This window comes from Burkholderia sp. 572 (assembly GCF_040545135.1).
GTDB classification, from domain to species: domain Bacteria; phylum Pseudomonadota; class Gammaproteobacteria; order Burkholderiales; family Burkholderiaceae; genus Burkholderia; species Burkholderia cepacia.
In genome coordinates this window covers 360159-375434 of the sequence record NZ_JBEPLH010000003.1, presented here as the reverse complement: position 1 = coordinate 375434, position 15276 = coordinate 360159, and the positions used below count along the sequence as shown (strand labels likewise).

15 protein-coding genes are annotated in these 15276 nt (G+C 69.4%); 8 read left to right on the top strand and 7 right to left on the bottom strand.

What is annotated here, in order from left to right; translation table 11 throughout:
- Nucleotides 1-17 precede the first annotated feature (17 nt).
- The 6 genes from maiA (at nt 18) to ABIC51_RS07840 (ending at nt 4624) form a co-directional block, all read left to right on the top strand.
- Nucleotides 18-659 carry a maleylacetoacetate isomerase gene (gene maiA, locus ABIC51_RS07865; RefSeq protein WP_124838343.1) on the top strand — a complete coding sequence of 214 codons (642 nt, stop codon included), beginning with the start codon at nt 18-20 and terminating at the stop codon, nt 657-659.
- 19 nt (nt 660-678) lie between these two features.
- Nucleotides 679-1887, top strand: a complete 1209-nt coding sequence (locus tag ABIC51_RS07860) for a 3-hydroxybenzoate 6-monooxygenase (RefSeq protein WP_027791345.1) — start codon at nt 679-681, stop codon at nt 1885-1887.
- Between the two features lie 80 nt (nt 1888-1967).
- Nucleotides 1968-3329 carry an MFS transporter gene (locus ABIC51_RS07855; RefSeq protein WP_059696552.1) on the top strand — a complete coding sequence of 454 codons (1362 nt, stop codon included), beginning with the start codon at nt 1968-1970 and terminating at the stop codon, nt 3327-3329.
- A 96-nt stretch (nt 3330-3425) separates the two neighbouring features.
- Complete coding sequence (locus ABIC51_RS07850) at nt 3426-3776, top strand: ArsR/SmtB family transcription factor (RefSeq protein ID WP_175898021.1); 351 nt, start codon at nt 3426-3428, stop codon at nt 3774-3776.
- The gene (locus ABIC51_RS07845) at nt 3766-4200 is read left to right on the top strand and encodes a YeeE/YedE family protein (RefSeq protein WP_027791348.1); all 435 of its coding nucleotides are present in this window, start codon (nt 3766-3768) and stop codon (nt 4198-4200) included. The genes ABIC51_RS07850 and ABIC51_RS07845 overlap by 11 nt, the downstream gene beginning before the upstream one ends.
- Nucleotide 4201: 1 nt before the next feature.
- Nucleotides 4202-4624 carry a DUF6691 family protein gene (locus ABIC51_RS07840; protein WP_354006400.1) on the top strand — a complete coding sequence of 141 codons (423 nt, stop codon included), beginning with the start codon at nt 4202-4204 and terminating at the stop codon, nt 4622-4624.
- A 161-nt stretch (nt 4625-4785) separates the two neighbouring features.
- Here ABIC51_RS07840 and ABIC51_RS07835 read toward each other — a convergent pair whose 3' ends face one another.
- Nucleotides 4786-5136: a hypothetical protein gene (locus ABIC51_RS07835; RefSeq protein ID WP_354006399.1), complete on the bottom strand. Its 351-nt coding sequence runs from the start codon at nt 5134-5136 to the stop codon at nt 4786-4788.
- 202 nt (nt 5137-5338) lie between these two features.
- On the opposite strand from ABIC51_RS07835, the gene ABIC51_RS07830 reads away from it, so the two are divergent.
- Nucleotides 5339-6823, top strand: coding sequence for an aminotransferase-like domain-containing protein (locus tag ABIC51_RS07830; protein WP_301759543.1), 1485 nt, complete (start codon nt 5339-5341; stop codon nt 6821-6823).
- Between the two features lie 81 nt (nt 6824-6904).
- Here the strand turns inward: ABIC51_RS07830 and ABIC51_RS07825 are convergent, their stop codons facing one another.
- The 3 genes from ABIC51_RS07825 to ABIC51_RS07815 form a co-directional block, all read right to left on the bottom strand.
- Nucleotides 6905-7180: a CppA family protein gene (locus ABIC51_RS07825; RefSeq protein WP_027791352.1), complete on the bottom strand. Its 276-nt coding sequence runs from the start codon at nt 7178-7180 to the stop codon at nt 6905-6907.
- A gap of 97 nt (nt 7181-7277) precedes the next feature.
- A complete protein-coding gene (locus ABIC51_RS07820; protein ID WP_301759541.1) occupies nt 7278-8690 on the bottom strand; it encodes a cytochrome-c peroxidase in 1413 nt (470 codons plus the stop codon).
- The gene (locus ABIC51_RS07815) at nt 8687-10150 is read right to left on the bottom strand and encodes a metallophosphoesterase family protein (RefSeq protein WP_301759540.1); all 1464 of its coding nucleotides are present in this window, start codon (nt 10148-10150) and stop codon (nt 8687-8689) included. Before ABIC51_RS07815 ends, ABIC51_RS07820 begins: the two co-directional genes overlap by 4 nt.
- Before the next feature lie 201 nt (nt 10151-10351).
- Here ABIC51_RS07815 and ABIC51_RS07810 point away from each other — a divergent pair, with 201 nt between their 5' ends.
- The gene (locus ABIC51_RS07810; RefSeq protein ID WP_301759537.1) at nt 10352-11200 is read left to right on the top strand and encodes a class I SAM-dependent methyltransferase; all 849 of its coding nucleotides are present in this window, start codon (nt 10352-10354) and stop codon (nt 11198-11200) included.
- Nucleotides 11201-11299: 99 nt separating this feature from the next.
- On the opposite strand, the gene ABIC51_RS07805 is transcribed toward ABIC51_RS07810, so the two are convergent.
- The 3 genes from ABIC51_RS07805 to ABIC51_RS07795 all read right to left on the bottom strand — a co-directional run bounded on the left by ABIC51_RS07805 (nt 11300) and on the right by ABIC51_RS07795 (nt 15199).
- Nucleotides 11300-11611 (bottom strand): hypothetical protein, encoded by a 312-nt coding sequence (locus tag ABIC51_RS07805; RefSeq protein WP_027791356.1) that lies wholly within the window; start codon nt 11609-11611, stop codon nt 11300-11302.
- Nucleotides 11612-11669: 58 nt separating this feature from the next.
- Nucleotides 11670-13691: a BCCT family transporter gene (locus tag ABIC51_RS07800; RefSeq protein WP_027791357.1), complete on the bottom strand. Its 2022-nt coding sequence runs from the start codon at nt 13689-13691 to the stop codon at nt 11670-11672.
- 320 nt (nt 13692-14011) lie between these two features.
- Complete coding sequence (locus ABIC51_RS07795) at nt 14012-15199, bottom strand: porin (protein WP_027791358.1); 1188 nt, start codon at nt 15197-15199, stop codon at nt 14012-14014.
- Nucleotides 15200-15276: the final 77 nt, after the last annotated feature.

Sequence of the window (15276 nt, the reverse complement as noted above, 5' to 3'; positions counted from 1 at the left end):
CCCCGAAAGGCGACATCGTGCAACTGCATAGCTTCTTCAACAGTTCGACCTCCTACCGGGTGCGCATCGCGCTCGCGCTGAAAGGGCTGCCGTACGACACGCTGCCGGTGAACATCCGCACCGGCGAGCATCGCGACGCGGCCTACGTCGCGAACGTGAACCCGTCCGCAGCGGTGCCGGCGCTGGTCGACGGCGATTTCGGTCTCGGCCAGTCGCTCGCGATCCTCGATTACCTCGACCAGATCCAGCCGACGCCGCGACTGATTCCGCTCGAACTGCGGCATCGTGCGCGCGTGCTGGAACTCGCGGCGCTGATCGCCTGCGACATCCATCCGGTCAACAACCTGCGCGTGCTGCGCTATCTCGACAGCGAGCTGCAGGTCACGGCCCAGCAGAAGACCGCGTGGTACCGGCACTGGGTCGCGGAAGGGATGGCCGGCGTCGAGCGGCTGCTCGCGCGCGCGGACGAGGGCCCGTGGTGCTTCGGCGACGCGCCGACGCTGGCCGACGTGTGCCTCGTGCCGCAGGTCGCGAACGCGCTGCGGATGGATTGCGACCTGAGCGCGTACCCCCGCAGCCTCGCGGTGTACGAATACGCACGGCACGAGCCGGCGTTCGACGCGGCGCAGCCGCAGCGGCAACCGGATTACGTCGCGTAACACGAAGCAGGAGACAGAGATGGGCGAGACACAAGACAACGGCCGGCGCGTGCTGGTGATCGGCGGCGGCATCGGCGGGCTCGCGGCAGCGCTCGCGCTCGCGCGCCAGGGTATCCGCGTGAAGCTGCTCGAACAGGCGGAGCAGATCGGCGAAATCGGCGCGGGGATTCAGCTCGCGGCGAACGCGTTCAACGCGCTCGATGCGCTGGGTGTCGGCGAGGCCGCGCGCAGCCGGGCCGTGTTCACCGACTGGCTGCAACTGATGGATGCGGTCGATGCGCGCGAGGTTGCGCGCATCGATACGGGTGCCGCGTACCGCGAGCGCTTCGGCAATCCGTATGCGGTGATTCATCGAGCGGACATTCACCTGTCGATCTACGAGGCGGTCAAGGACCATCCGCTGATCGAGTTCCGGACGAGCACGCAGGTGTGCGGGTTCGAGCAGGACGGCAACGGCGTGACCGTGACCGACCAGCACGGCGAACGTTATCGCGCCGATGCGGTGATCGGCTGCGATGGCGTGAAATCCGCGATCCGCCAGGCGCTGATCGGCGATGCGCATCGCGTGACGGGCCACGTCGTGTATCGCGCGGTGGTCGACGTCGACAACATGCCGAAGGATCTGCAGATCAATGCGCCGGTCGTGTGGGCCGGCCCGCATTGCCATCTCGTCCACTATCCGCTGCGCGGCGGGCGGCAGTACAACCTCGTCGTCACGTTCCACAGCCGCGAGCAGGAAACCTGGGGCGTGCGCGAGGGCAGCAAGGAAGAGGTGCTGTCGTACTTCGACGGCATTCATCCGTTGCCGAAGCAGATGCTCGACCGGCCGACGTCGTGGAAGCGCTGGGCGACCGCGGACCGCGATCCGGTCGAGCGCTGGAGCGAGGGCCGCGCGACGGTGCTCGGCGACGCCGCGCATCCGATGACGCAATACATTGCGCAGGGCGCGTGCCAGGCGCTCGAGGACGCGGTGACGCTCGGCGCGGCCGTCGCGCGGGCCGACGGCGATTTCGAGGCCGCGTTCGCGCTGTACGAACGCGTGCGGATTCCGCGCACCGCGCGCGTGCTGTATTCGGCGCGCGAGATGGGGCGGATCTATCACGCGAAGGGCGTCGAGCGGCTGGTGCGCAACGGGCTCTGGGTCGGCCGTACGCAGGCGCAGTTCTACGACGCGCTCGACTGGCTGCACGGCTGGCGCGCGGAGGACTGCCTGACGCCGGCTGCGTGACGCAGCTCGGCGAGCCCGATTCCGGCGGCGCGCAATTCAACGACACGACGCGCGACCGCCTTCCTGGAGGAGACATCACCATGACCGATACGCTGTCCATCGACGTCAGCGAATGGATCGACCGGCATCGCGTTGCGCCGTTTCAGGCCGCGATCGTCGTCCTGTGCTTCCTGATCGTCGCGATCGACGGTTTCGATACCGCTTCGATCGGTTTCATCGCCCCCGTCATCCGCGCGGAATGGGGCCTGTCGCCCGCGCAGCTCGCCCCGGTGTTCGGCGCGGGGCTCGCGGGGCTGATGGCCGGCGCGCTCGTGTTCGGGCCGTTCGGCGACCGGTTCGGCCGCAAGCGCCTGCTGCTCGCATGCGTCGCGTGCTTCGGCATCGCGAGTGCCGCGTCGGCGAGCGCGGGCGGCCTGACCGAGCTGATCGCGTGGCGTTTCGTGACCGGGCTCGGGCTCGGCGGCGCGATGCCCAATGCGATCACGCTGACGTCCGAGTACTGCCCGGCCCGGCGCCGTTCGCTGCTGGTGACGACGATGTTCTGCGGCTTTACGATCGGCTCCGCGCTCGGCGGGCTCGCGGCCGCCGCGCTGATCGAGCACCACGGCTGGCGCGCGGTGCTCGTCGTCGGCGGCGCGGCGCCACTGCTGCTCCTGCCGGTGCTCGCATGGCGGCTGCCGGAATCGGTGCGCTATCTCGTCAATCGGCACGCGCCTTCCGCGCGGATCGCGGCGATGCTGGGCCGCATCGCGCCGGATCCCCGGCTTTCGAACGCGTCGTTCACCGCGCCCGCCGGCAAGCCGGCCGGATCGCCCCTTGGCCGCCTGTTCGGCCCCGACCTGTTGCGCGGAACGCTGCTGCTGTGGCTCACGTTCTTCATGAGCCTGCTCGTCATCTACCTGCTGTCCAGCTGGCTGCCGACGCTGCTGCGCACGACCGGCGCGACGCTGCGGACGGCCGCGCACGTGACCGCGATGTTCCAGGTCGGCGGCACGCTCGGCGCGATCGTCCTCGGCTGGCTGATGGACCGTTTCGACCCGCATCGCGTCCTGGCCTGCAGCTACGCGGCGGCCGGCGTGTTCGTCGCCGCGATCGGCATGGTTGCCGCGTCGCCGTGGGGCGCGGCGCTCGCCGTGTTCGCGGCCGGTTTCTGCGTGTCGGGTTCACAGGTCGGCGCCAATGCGCTGTCGGCCGCGTTCTATCCGACCGAGTGCCGCACCACCGGTGTGAGCTGGGCGAACGGGATCGGCCGTGGCGGCTCGGTCGTCGGATCGATGGCGGGCGGTGCGATGCTGGCGATGGGCGTGCCGTTGTCGACCGCGTTTGCGGTCGTCGCGGCACCGTGCGTGATCGCCGCGATCGCGGTGCTCGCGCTCGGCGCGGTTCGTGCCGGTGCGGCGCGCGTGCCCGCCGCGAAGACGATGGCGGGCGAACGGGCCTGAGCGAAGGAGGGCGCCAGCCCGTCCGTCGGCAGACGGGGAGACGAAACATTATATAAATCAATATAATATTGATTTTTTAATTGTCTCCCAGTGCCGATGAACGACGATCTTTCCGCCGGGTTTCCGGAACCCGACCAGATGCGCGCGGCCGCCGAATCGGCCTGCGCGCTGCTCAAGGTGCTGTCGAATCCCGACCGGTTGATGCTGCTCTGCGAGCTGTCCCGGGGTGAGCGCTGCGTGAGCGATCTCGAGGCAGCGCTGGACATCCGTCAGCCGACGCTGTCCCAGCAGCTCGGCGTGTTGCGCGACAACGCGCTGGTCCGCACGCGCCGCGACGGCAAGAACATCCACTACTCGCTCGACAGCCCCGCCGCGATCGCGGTGATGGGCGTGCTGTATGAACAGTTCTGCGGCCCGGCCGCGAAGGGGCGGCGCGATGCAGCTTGATGCGCTTCATTTCACGCCGTGGCTGTCGCTGGCCGGCGGCGTGCTGATCGGGCTCGCCGCCGCGTGGCTCGTCGCGTTCAACGGCCGGATCGCGGGCATCAGCGGCATCGTCGGCGGCTTGCTCACGGCACGCGCCGGCGAGCGCGGCTGGCGCGCCGCGTTCGTCGCCGGGCTGGTCGCGGCACCGCTTGCGATGCGCGTCGCAGGGAACAGCCTGACGCCGCAGGTCGATGCGGGCTGGTTCGAACTGGTGACGGCCGGGCTGCTGGTCGGAATCGGCACGCGGTACGCGGGAGGCTGCACGAGCGGCCACGGCGTGTGCGGGATGTCGCGCGGCGCGCTGCGTTCGGTGGTCGCGACGGCGGTTTTCATGGTCGCGGGCTTCGCGACCGTATTCGTGCGACGGCACGTGCTGGGAGGCTGACATGCAGGCAGGATTCGCGTTTCTGGCGGGGCTGCTGTTCGGCGTCGGCCTCATCGTGTCGGGCATGGCCAATCCGCAGAAGGTGCTCGGTTTTCTCGACCTGGCGGGCCACTGGGATCCATCGCTCGCATTCGTGATGGCCGGCGCGACCGGGGTGGCCGTGTTCGCGTTCGCATGGGCGAAGCGCCGGACGCGGTCATGGCTCGGCCTGCCGATGCAGTTGCCGGCCCTGCGGGCGATCACCGTGCGCCTGGTTGCCGGAAGTGCCGTGTTCGGCATCGGCTGGGGGATCGCCGGGTTCTGCCCGGGGCCCGCGATCGTGTCGATCGGCTTCGGGTCGGCGAAGGGGATCGGGTTCGTCGTCGCGATGCTGGCCGGGATGGCGGTATTCGAGTGGTTCGAACGGCGCAGAAGCGTGCGGTGATGCCGTGACCGCCGCATGCCGGAGGCGCACTGCGGCGGTTGCGCCGGTGGTCAAGGTCGGTCGATCCGCATGAGCGCGGCGCTACCGGGTCGTGCGGGATCTCCATCGGCTGATGCGGCGCGGCGTGACGCTCTTCCATGACACCACGGCAAGTTTCCATGTCACGAATGCTCGTGCACACGATGGCTGCCGCGCATCCTCCCGGACAACCGGCGCAGGATCGCGCGCCATGCCACGAGCCAGCCGCTCCGGCTTGCCGGTTCCACGACGGCCGTGCTGACCGCGCCCGCGCCACCGGCCGACAGCGCCACGTGGCCGGCCGTCTCGAGCGTCAGGCATTCCCCTTCGTCGAGCAAGCGGTGGATGTGCCGCGGCGCGTCGGGCAGCCAGTCGAGCCCGCCGTGCCGCAGCGTGACCGCAAGCGCGCCGTCCAGCACGATCAACTGGCTGCCCTTGTCGAACCACGCAAAGTGGCTTTGCCCGGCGTCGAGCCGGATGTGTTGCGTTCGCATGGCGATTCCCTTCGCGGTTGCGCGGCCTCGCGACGGCGAGGCGACAGCGTGCAGTCAGGTTAGGGAAACGGGCACCGGCACGACAGATTCAGGGGACGGGAATCTGTTGCGGTGCAGACGACGATTTTGTGCCGCTGTATCGGTGGGTTTCCCCGGAATCTGTATCTGGCGTGCCATCGGCCGCGCGGGCACGATCGCCTGCATGACGCCTTTCACCGATTCATCCCGCCCACCGTTGCCGATGGACGGCGAGCCGCTTTACGAGCGGCTCGCCGAGCATTACCGCCGCATCATCGCGGCCGGCACGCTGTCCCCCGGCGACCGGATGCCGTCGGTGCGGGCGTTCATGGCACAGCACGGCGTGAGTCTGTCGACCGCGATTCAGGCGTTCCGGCGGCTCGAGGATGCGGGCTGGTGCGAGGCGAAGCCGCGCTCCGGCTACTTCGTGCGGCGCCGCGCGGCTGTCGCGCTCGAAACGCTGCCGGAAAGCGACGGGCCGCCGCTGAGCGTCGAGCCGCCGTTCGCGGGCCTGCACGAACGCGTGTCGCGTGTGATCGACCGCGCCAACGCGACGCCCGATGCGCTGAATCTCGGCGGCGCGTCCGCGCTGGCCACGCTGTATCCGGCCGAGCCCCTGCAGGCGCTCGCGATCCGGTTGTTGCGGCGCAAGCCTACCTTGCTGACCGATGCGGGGCCCGTCGGCGGTTCGCCCGAGTTCCGGCAGACGATGGCCAAGCGCGCGCTGTCTTATGGTGTGACGTTGACGCCGGACGACGTGATGTCGACGAGCGGCGGCGTCGATGCCGTGAATCTCGCGTTGCGTGCGGTCGCGCGCCCCGGCGACACGATCGCGATCGAATCGCCCGCGTTCTTCGGCCTGATCCAGTTGCTCGAAAGCCTCGGCTTGCGCGCCCTCGAAATCCCGGCCAGCCCGACGACCGGCCTGTCGATCGAGGCGCTCGAAGTGGCGCTGACCGCGTATCCGGACATTCGTGCCGTGGTGGTCGTGCCGAACCTGCAGAACCCGCTCGGCTGCGTGATGCCCGACGGGCGCAAGGCCGCGCTCGTCTCGCTCTGTTCGCGGCACGGCGTGGCCGTGATCGAGGACGAGCCTTATCGCGAACTCGTCGAAGCGCCGCAGACGGTCAAGCCGGTCAAGGCATGGGACCGCGACGGCACGGTGATCTACTGCCCGTCGTTCAACAAGGTGCTGGCCCCCGGGATGCGGCTCGGCTGGATAAGCGCGGGGCGCTGGCACGCGCGCGTGAAGATGCTGAAATTCGCGCACAGCCGGCACAACGCCGCGTTGCTGCAGGCCGTTGCGGCCGAATTCGTCGGTTCGGGCGCGTTCGATCGCCATCTGCGCCGGTTCCGCGAACAGCTGCGCGTGCAGCGCGACGTGACGATCGACGCGATTGCACGGCATTTCCCGGCCGGAACCCGGATGAACCAGCCGCCGGGCGGGATGCTGCTGTGGATCGCGTTGCCGGACGGCGTGCGCTCCGAGGCGCTGTTCGATGCCGCGCTGGCGCACGGGGTCAGGATCGCGCCCGGGGCGATCTTCTCGAATTCCGACCGCTTCGACGGCTATATCCGGCTCGCTTGCACGCGCGTGTTCGATGCGGCGCACGAAGCGGCGTTCGAAACGCTCGGCCGCCTCGTGCGGGAAGCCATGGCGCCCAGGTAGGCGCGGTGGCCGCCGGCCGGGCTTGCGAAACCGCAAGCGCACTGGCTTTCCGGGCCATCGACGCAGCCAGCCGCCGCCATTTCATCGGCTGGCCGAGTGTGTGGCGAGGTGCTGGCGGATCAGCGACAGGTAACGATCGCCGACCGAGAAATCGCGCGCGGCGCGCGGCCGTTCGGCCTGGCGCAGCGTGGCCGGTGCGCTCATGCCCAGATAACGGCAAACGGCGGACGGGAAGGGCTTGCGTGTATGCCCGAGCTGGCGAGCCGCGCGCTCGACGCGGGCGTCGCCGACCTGGGCGCGGAGCCATGCCAGCACCTGGCGATCGGCGTCGTTGACGATACGAACGAGTTGTTCCATCACGCACCTCACTGTTCATAAATACAGTGCTGTAAATATAACCAGTGTTTTGGGCGACCGCAAGCGGGTGCATGCGCGGCTGGCCGTTCGGCCAGGATCAGCGAGCCGGCGCGGCGGTGCGCGTGATCCGGGCAACAGCGGCCGCAGGGGCGACCGGGGCAGCGGGCGCCGCGGAGGCGGTGCCCCCCGCATAGCGCGCGTCGGTCAGCGTGCCGAGGAACGCGACGATGTCGTCGATCTCCGCGTCGGTCAGCGCGGGCGGCGTGCCGGGCCGGCGGTTCATCGGCGTCGAGTTGACGTTGATGTTGCCGCGATAGGCGGCCGGCACATCGTCGAACGTTCCGGCCCCGTGATACCAGAAGCCCGGGTCGGTCGAGCGCGTGTTGTAGAACGCGACCGCGTCGCGCAGCGTCGTGAACACGCCGTTGTGCATGAACGTCTGCTTGAGCGCGACGTTGCGCAGCCCCGGTGTGCGCAGGTAGCCGCACCATTGCGTCGGCTCGGGCCAGCGCAGCCGCCGGGCGGTGTCGCACAGCCCGTTGTCGAAATGCCGCGGATCGCGGTTCGCCGGCAGCGCGCGGTTGCGCGGCACCGCGATCGCGTCGTAGCCGAAATCGGTGAAGAGCGAACGCTCCGGTCGGCTCGACGTCTCCGACAGCGTGTGGCAGCTCGTGCAGTTGCCCTTGTCCGGATTCCGGAACAGCGCGAGGCCGCGCATCTCGGCCGGCGCGAGCGGCTTGCGCGTGCGCAGGAACGCGTCGAAACGCGACGTGAACGGCGCCATCTCGTCGCTCTGCAGATAGGCCTCGACGGCCAGGCCCAGCGCCCGCACCAGTTGCCCGGGATCGCGCCGCACCGACGCGCCGAAGCGCGCGGCGAGATCGGGCGCGAGTTCGGTTGCGTCCACCTTGCGCAGCAGCGCGGCCGGCGACCGGTTGTTCATCTCGTTCGGATCGAACAGCGGCCCGCGGATCTGCTCGGCGAGCGTATCCGCGCGGCCGTCGCTGAACAGGCCGCCAAACGGCGACGGTGCGGGCGCGTCGTCGTCCTGGTAGAAGTGGCGGCGCGGCACGTAGCGCACATAGAGCAGCGACGGCGCGTTGCGCTGGCTGAAACGCCCGGGACGGCTGCCTTCCGGCACGCCGGGCCCCGCGAGCGAGGCGGCCGACAGCGTCGGCGCGAACGCGCGGCCCGGGTCGTGGCAGCCCGCGCACGACATGCCGCGCGGCTCGGACAGCCGTGAATCGAAGAAGATCCGGCGGCCGAGCGCGACGAGCGTCGGGTCGGGCGCGAAGCGCGCGGTCGCCGCATCGATCTTGCCCGTCACCTGCGGCGTGCCGTTGCCGACCGTGTCGACGACTCGCGACGGCGGCGCACCGGGAAGCAGGACGGTTTCGGCCGGCGCGGCGTGCGCCGCGAGCGTCAGGCCCGCGAGCACGGCAGCGGCCAGCGTGCGCAGCGTTTGCCGGCCGCGCGCATGGCGGCCGTCACATCGAACTCCTTCACTCACGGCGCGATGAACCCCGTCTTGTCGCAGGCGAGCGTCCTGCCCGACTGGTTGCACGACGCGAGCAGCTTGCCGGCCGCCGAATACGCGTGGAAGACCCAGCCGGTCGCCGGGGCGGCCCGGCGTTCCATCATCAGGAAGCCGAAGCTGTTGTTGTGCGATAGCCGCTCGATCACGGCGCCCGGTGCCGGTGTCAGGCCGGCCGGGAACGGGTCGGGCAGCGCGACGTCGAGATTGTCGCCGCCGTTGCCGGACACGATCGTCGCCGGGTGCCCGGACGAGAAGTTGATCGCCTGGAAATCGTGCACGTGCCCGTGCAGCGCCACGTGCACGCCGGGCGGGTAGTACGCCTGGGCGTTGAGGCTCGACATCACCGACTGCAGCGCGAGGTTGCCGGGCGCGGGCGTGCTGCCGGCGATCGGCGCGAACGCGAGGATCGGATGGTGGTTCGTGAAGATCGTCGTCGTCATGCCGGCCGTCGACGCGAGCGCGGCGACCGTCTGGAACTGCTTCTGGTAAATGCCGAACTGCGCGTCGGTCGTCTTGAGCGGCGTGCGGCCGACCTTCGCGGTGTCGAACACGATCACCTGCGAGCCGCCGCCGAGCGATACCGCATAGGGTTCCGAATAGTTCGCGTTGTTGTCGTTGGCCGGATCGTCGCACGAGCGCGCGGCCGAATACGGGCGCGGATCGAGGAAGCGGAACCAGCCCTGGCCCGCGCGTGCGCATTCCTCGTGGTTGCCGCGCACGACGACCCACGGGGCCTTCGCGAGCAACGGCGCGGCCGGGCGGAACAGGTCGGCCTGCCACGTATCCCAGCCGTAGCCCCACGGGCTGTCCTTGCAGCCGGCGATGTCCGGCGGGCATGCGTTTTCGCGGTAGTGGTAGTCGCCGATGTGCATCACCAGGTCGGGCGACAGCTTTGAGACGCTGGCCGCGATCGTGTCGAGCGGCCAGACCGTCGCGTCGTTGCACGCCTGCCATGCGTTGTCGGCCTTCTTCATGCGGCAGCCGGTGTCGGCGATGATCGCGATGCGTTGCGGCTGCACCTTCGGCAGCGGCAGCGTGCGGCCCGCGACGCTCGCCGCCAGCGCGCCGGCCGGCAGCGTCGCCTCGCAGACGGACACCGGGAAGCTCGACGGCTTCGAATCGGACGGATCGCTGGCGGTCGGCCGCTGGGCGATGGTCGCGGCGCCCGCGCGCAGGGACATGCGCGACAGCTTGCCGTCGACGCTCAGTTGCGGGCACAACGGATCGCTGGCCGACGCGGGGGTGTAGTTCGTGATGACACGCGCGATCGCCTGGTTCGTATCGCCGATCTCGACCCATGCGGCCTGGACGTTGACCGACGCACTCGCCGGATCGTCCGGCGAATCGATGTGGTTCGAGCACGCGGACAGCGCGGCGAAAGCAACAAGGGGAGCGCAGCGGACGAGCAGGGCGCGCGGGAGGAGTCGTCGCATGGGAGGCACCGTAGGAAAGTCGTCGACGATACGCAACATGAATGTAAGAAATATGAAAAAACGGGGCGCGACGGAGGGTTCGCACGCGGGCCGGGCGTCGACGTTGCGGCGGCGGGTCGCGGCCACGGGGGGCTTGACTTCAAGCCGGCTTGAAGCAGCAAAGTGCGATGCACGATCAATGAACCGGAAAGGGAATCGACGATGGAAACCAGACGGCCCAATGACCAACAATCCGCGCTTTGGAACGGCCCGTCGGGGCGCGCCTGGGTCGAGACGCAGGCGCTGATCGACTGGATGTTCGAGCCGTTGGAGCGGTTGCTCGTGGAGGAGATTGCCGCGTCGTCCGCGCGCAGCGTGCTCGACGTCGGCTGCGGCACGGGCGCGGTCACGGTTGCGATCGCGCGGCGGCTCGGCGCGCATGCGCAATGCACGGGTATCGATATCTCGGCCCGGATGATCGACGCCGCGCAGGCGCGAGCCGAACGCAGCGGCGTCCACGCCCGCTTCGTGCGTGCCGATGTGCAGACGCACGCGTTCGAGCCCGCGAGCGTCGACCTGATCGTGTCGCGCCTCGGCGTGATGTTCTTCGACGATCCGGTTCGCGCGTTCGCGAATCTGCGGCAGGCGGCGCGGCCGGATGCGCGGATGCGGTTCGTCGCATGGCGCAGCGCGGCAGACAATCCGTTCATGACGATCGCCGAGCGGGCCGCGGCGCCGTTGCTGCCGAACCTGCCCGCACGGCGGCCCGGCGCGCCGGGGCAGTTCGGCTTCGGCGACCGGCAGCGGATCGCGTCGGTGCTGGCGGACAGCGGCTGGGCGGACGTGGCGATCGAGCCGGTCGAACTGGCGTGCGCGCTGCCCGCGTCCGCGCTGGACGACTACATCACCCGGCTAGGCCCGGTCGGGCTGGCGTTGCTGGAAGTGGACGACGCAACGCAGCGGCGCGTGGTCGACACGATGCGTGCCGCATTCGAGCCTTACGTCGACGGCGCGGATGTGCGCTTCGACGCGGCTTGCTGGCTCGTGACGGCGCGTGCACCGTCCGTGTGACACGTTGCGGCGAGGAAGCGGATCGGGGAAGGGGCGGCCGCTTCGCCCCGCGCGTCATTGTTCGCGCGGGACGTGGCCGGGCCGCATGACATACGCACGTCAGCGTCGCCGCGCGCGCAGCATCAGCCACGCGCAACCGCCGGCGACCAATGCGAGACCGAGCAGGACGGCCTCGACGCCGAGCGCGAACCCGGGCGGCATGTCTCCGGTGTTCGGCATCGGCGACAGGTTGATGCCCATCGCGACGGCGCCGCCGGCGAGCAGCGCCGCGCAGACGATCCAGTAGACCTTGCCGCGCGGCGCCGCGGCGCGGATCCGCCACAGCGCGATGCCGGCTCCGCCGAGATAGAGCACGGCGAGCGTGCCGAGCGCGATGACGTCGGAGGCGCGGCTTTGCAGGAGCCCGGTCATCGTGCGGCTCCGTCGGGCGTGGCAGGCCGCCGCGGCGCGGCAAAGACGGCGGGCAGGTTCATTCGGCCTCCGTCGCATGCCCCGGCGCGCGGCTCAGCAGATGCGTGCGCTTGTCGGCCGCGAGCGACACGTAGCGTTCGTACTGGCGCAACACGTCGGCGATCACTTCGTCGCCGCGCAGGTATTCGACGTCGTAGCCGAGCCGCCCGTCCTCGAAGAACGTGACGATCCCGTACACGTGGGCCCGTGCCGCTTCCGGCCCGGCCGTCTCGCGCACGAGGAACGCGGCCGCCGATTTCACCGTCACGCGCACGCCGTACACGAAATCGCGGTGGTCGGCGGTCGGCACGGTGAGGCGCACGGCGTCGTCGCTGTCGCGCTGCACGTGCGCATCGACGCCGCCCGCGCGCAACTCGTCGGCGACTTTGCGCAGCGCCGGCTCGACCGTTTCGGCGACGAACTGGCGTGCTTCGGCTTCGGTCGTCTGCCGCAGGATGTGCGTCAGGCGGTGGCGCCAGTGCTGGCCGGTCCAGAAGCTCGTCGCGGGCGCGACGTCCTGCGAATAGTGCACGCGGTCGGCCGCGAGCCCGCGCCACAGCCCGTAGCAGAGCGCGATCATGATGATCGCGACCGGCAGCGCGGCGATCAGCGTCATCGCCTGCAATGCGCCGAGCCCGCCTGCGACGAGCAGCACCGCGGCCGTCACGCCGAGCAGCGCGGCCCAGAACAGCCGTTGCCAGACGGGCGAGTGCGCGTGGCCGCGCGTCGCGATCTGGTCGATCACGAACGCGCCCGAATCGGCGGACGTGACGAAGAACACCGCGATCAGCACGATCGCGGCGATCGACAGCCCTTGCGACAGCGGCAGGAAATCGAAGAAGCGGAACAGCAGCGCGTCGACATTGGTGGCCGTCTGCGCGAGCGCGCCGGCCGCGCCGTGCGTATCGAGCCAGATCGCGCTGTTGCCGAACACGGTCATCCACACGAGGTTGAACGCGGTCGGCACGAGCAGCACGCCGATCACGAACTGGCGGATCGTGCGGCCGCGCGAGATGCGTGCGATGAACATGCCGACGAACGGCGACCACGACACCCACCATGCCCAGTAGAGGATCGTCCAGCCGCCGAACCAGCCTTCCTCGCGCGGCGACGCATACGCGTACGTGCGGAACGACAGGTCGACGAGGCTCGACAGGTACTGGCCGATGTTGTCGCCGAGCGCGCGCAACAGGAACGCCGTCGGGCCCGTGACGGCCACGAACGCGAGCAGCAGGAACGCGAGCAGCAGGTTCAGTTCGGACAGCCGCCGCACACCCTTGTCGAGGCCGCTCGCGGCCGACAGCCCTGCGAGGATCACGACGAGCGCGACGAGCCCGATGCGAAATGCATTGCTGCCCGTATCCCAGCCGGCGACCGTATGCAGGCCCGCGCTGATCTGCATCACCCCGTAGCCGAGCGTCGTCGCGATGCCGGCGACCGTGCCGACCAGCGCGAACGCGTCGACCGTGTGGCCGATCCAGCCGTTGATGCGCTCGCGCAGCACCGGATACAGCCCCGAGCGGAGCGTCAGCGGCAGGTTGTAGCGGAAGCCGAAGTACGCGAGCACGAGCCCCATCAGCCCGTAGATCGCCCACGCGTGGAAGCCCCAGTGGAAGAACGTCATCAGCATCGCCTCGCGGGCAGCGGCGGGCGTGCCGGGGTCGACGGTCGGCGGCTTCAGGAAGTGCTGCATCGGCTCGCCGACGCCGAAGTACATGAGGCCGATGCCCATGCCGGCCGCGAACAGCATCGCTGTCCACGACACGAAGCTGAATTCGGGTTCGGCATCGTCGGGGCCGAGCCGGATGTTGCCGAAATCGCTCGCGGCGATCAGCACGAGAAACACGAGGAAGCCGGTGACGGCGAGCACGTAGAACCAGTCGAAGCGCGCGACGACCCATTGCTGGCCGGCGGAGAACAGCGCGCCGGCTTCGCTTGGGAGCAGCGCACACACGACGAGCAGTGCACCGATGACCGCGAGCGCGGGCAGGACGACCTGCGGCTTGAATGTCGTGCGGGGCGAGGGGCGGGAATCTGGCATGGCTGGCATCCAGTTGTGGGCGCAACGAGGCGCGACGCCGCCCGGCGCGCGTGTCGCGCGTCGGACCCTGATACGGCGTGCGTCGAGTGTACCGCGGTGTCAGGACTGCAAGAAGGGGTATGCAGGAGGGTTGAACCTGACGAATTGTAAGGTATCGAGGGGATCGAGAAAACCCGTGCAGTTTGCGCGGCGCGCGGACGGGGCGCCGAAAACGCCCCGAATCGGCCGCGTATCGGGTGCCCGGACAGCACGCGAGGCATCCGCGAAATACGTGTCGCCCCGGGGCAGGGGCAGTGCGCCGAAGGCGCAGCCGCGATGGCTCAGAACGTGACGGCGATGCCGGCCATGCCGACGAACTGGCCGTGCGTCGTCGAAGGCGTGAGCTGCTGCGAATCGCCGACGATCGGCGCCGCGTCGATCACGTGGCCGGCACCTTGCGCACCGAGCGTCCGGCCGCTCGAATGCGTGTACGCCTGCAGCGCATAGAGCGTCGTGCGCTTCGACAGGCTGTACGACTCCTTCAGCGAATACTGCTGGTAGCGGGCCGCGCTGTCGATGCCGTTCGCCTTCGACGCGAGCGTGTACGCGAACGCGCCGGCCACCGAGAATGCCGGCGTGAAGCGGTATGCGGCGAGCGCGCCGTAGGTGTTGAACACGGCCGTATCCGTGAACGCGGAGCCGTTGCCGGGCAGATACTTCACGTTCGAATAGTTGACGCCCATCGTCAGGTTGCCGAGCGTGTAGTTGCCGGCCGCCGCGACCTGCTCGACGGCCTTCGCGGTCAGGTAGCCCTGGTTCAGCACGGACACCGCGAAGCTGCCCGACGCGGCGGTCGCCGGATTCAGGAAGCCTGCCGACGAGCCCGAGCTGTTGATGCGCAGGTAGCCGGCCGCGACGCCGATCGGCCCGTTCGCATAACGCAGTGCGGCGCTGAACGTGTTGCCCTTGCCGGTCGCGCCGGCAATGCCGCCGAATGCGTACATCGCGCTCGCGGTCAGTCCGGCGAAGGTCGGCGACGTATAGGTAACCGAATTGTTCACGCGGATCGTCGTGTCGAGGCCGTCGATGTCGCCCGGGTGCGCGCCCGTCGCACCGGTCAGCCAGCTGCTCGACGCGTACGGGCCGACGAACAGGAAGTAGGGCGTGTACTGGCGGCCGGCCGTCATCGTGCCGTAGCGATCGTTGCGCAGGCCGACGAAGGCCTGGCGATTGAATATCAGGCCGGCGGCGGATTGCGCGCCGTTGTTCAGGTTGAAGCCGGACTGCAGGTCGAAGATCGCATGCGTGCCGCCGCCCAGATCCTCGTCGCCGCGCAGCCCGAACTTCGACGCATACAGGTTGCCGTCGCGCATGTAGAGGTTCGAATGGCCCTGCTGGTTGTTCACGTACGCGAGCGAATCGTCGACGACGCCGTACAGCGTCACGCTGCTCTGCGCATGGGCGGCGGTCGCGCCGAGCGACGCGGTCGACAAAATCAGGATTGCATAGCGGTTGACGGGTGCTTTCATTGTCGATCTCCGGATCTCTTCATCTTTTCAAGGTGGACGGGAGGCTCGATCGCCTCCTCTGTGGCGGGCGGCGGGCC

Excerpts from the sequence above, each read along its gene's own strand:
- ABIC51_RS07825 (WP_027791352.1), bottom strand. The coding sequence starts at position 7,180 with ATGGAACAACTCGTTCGTATCGTCAACGACGCCGATCGCCAGGTGCTG.
- ABIC51_RS07830 (WP_301759543.1), top strand. The coding sequence starts at position 5,339 with ATGACGCCTTTCACCGATTCATCCCGCCCACCGTTGCCGATGGACGGC.
- ABIC51_RS07860 (WP_027791345.1), top strand. The coding sequence starts at position 679 with ATGGGCGAGACACAAGACAACGGCCGGCGCGTGCTGGTGATCGGCGGC.
- ABIC51_RS07805 (WP_027791356.1), bottom strand. The coding sequence starts at position 11,611 with ATGACCGGGCTCCTGCAAAGCCGCGCCTCCGACGTCATCGCGCTCGGC.
- ABIC51_RS07810 (WP_301759537.1), top strand. The coding sequence starts at position 10,352 with ATGGAAACCAGACGGCCCAATGACCAACAATCCGCGCTTTGGAACGGC.
- ABIC51_RS07840 (WP_354006400.1), top strand. The coding sequence starts at position 4,202 with ATGCAGGCAGGATTCGCGTTTCTGGCGGGGCTGCTGTTCGGCGTCGGC.
- ABIC51_RS07795 (WP_027791358.1), bottom strand. The coding sequence starts at position 15,199 with ATGAAAGCACCCGTCAACCGCTATGCAATCCTGATTTTGTCGACCGCG.
- ABIC51_RS07815 (WP_301759540.1), bottom strand. The coding sequence starts at position 10,150 with ATGCGACGACTCCTCCCGCGCGCCCTGCTCGTCCGCTGCGCTCCCCTT.
- ABIC51_RS07845 (WP_027791348.1), top strand. The coding sequence starts at position 3,766 with ATGCAGCTTGATGCGCTTCATTTCACGCCGTGGCTGTCGCTGGCCGGC.
- ABIC51_RS07835 (WP_354006399.1), bottom strand. The coding sequence starts at position 5,136 with ATGCGAACGCAACACATCCGGCTCGACGCCGGGCAAAGCCACTTTGCG.
- ABIC51_RS07855 (WP_059696552.1), top strand. The coding sequence starts at position 1,968 with ATGACCGATACGCTGTCCATCGACGTCAGCGAATGGATCGACCGGCAT.
- ABIC51_RS07800 (WP_027791357.1), bottom strand. The coding sequence starts at position 13,691 with ATGCCAGATTCCCGCCCCTCGCCCCGCACGACATTCAAGCCGCAGGTC.
- ABIC51_RS07850 (WP_175898021.1), top strand. The coding sequence starts at position 3,426 with ATGAACGACGATCTTTCCGCCGGGTTTCCGGAACCCGACCAGATGCGC.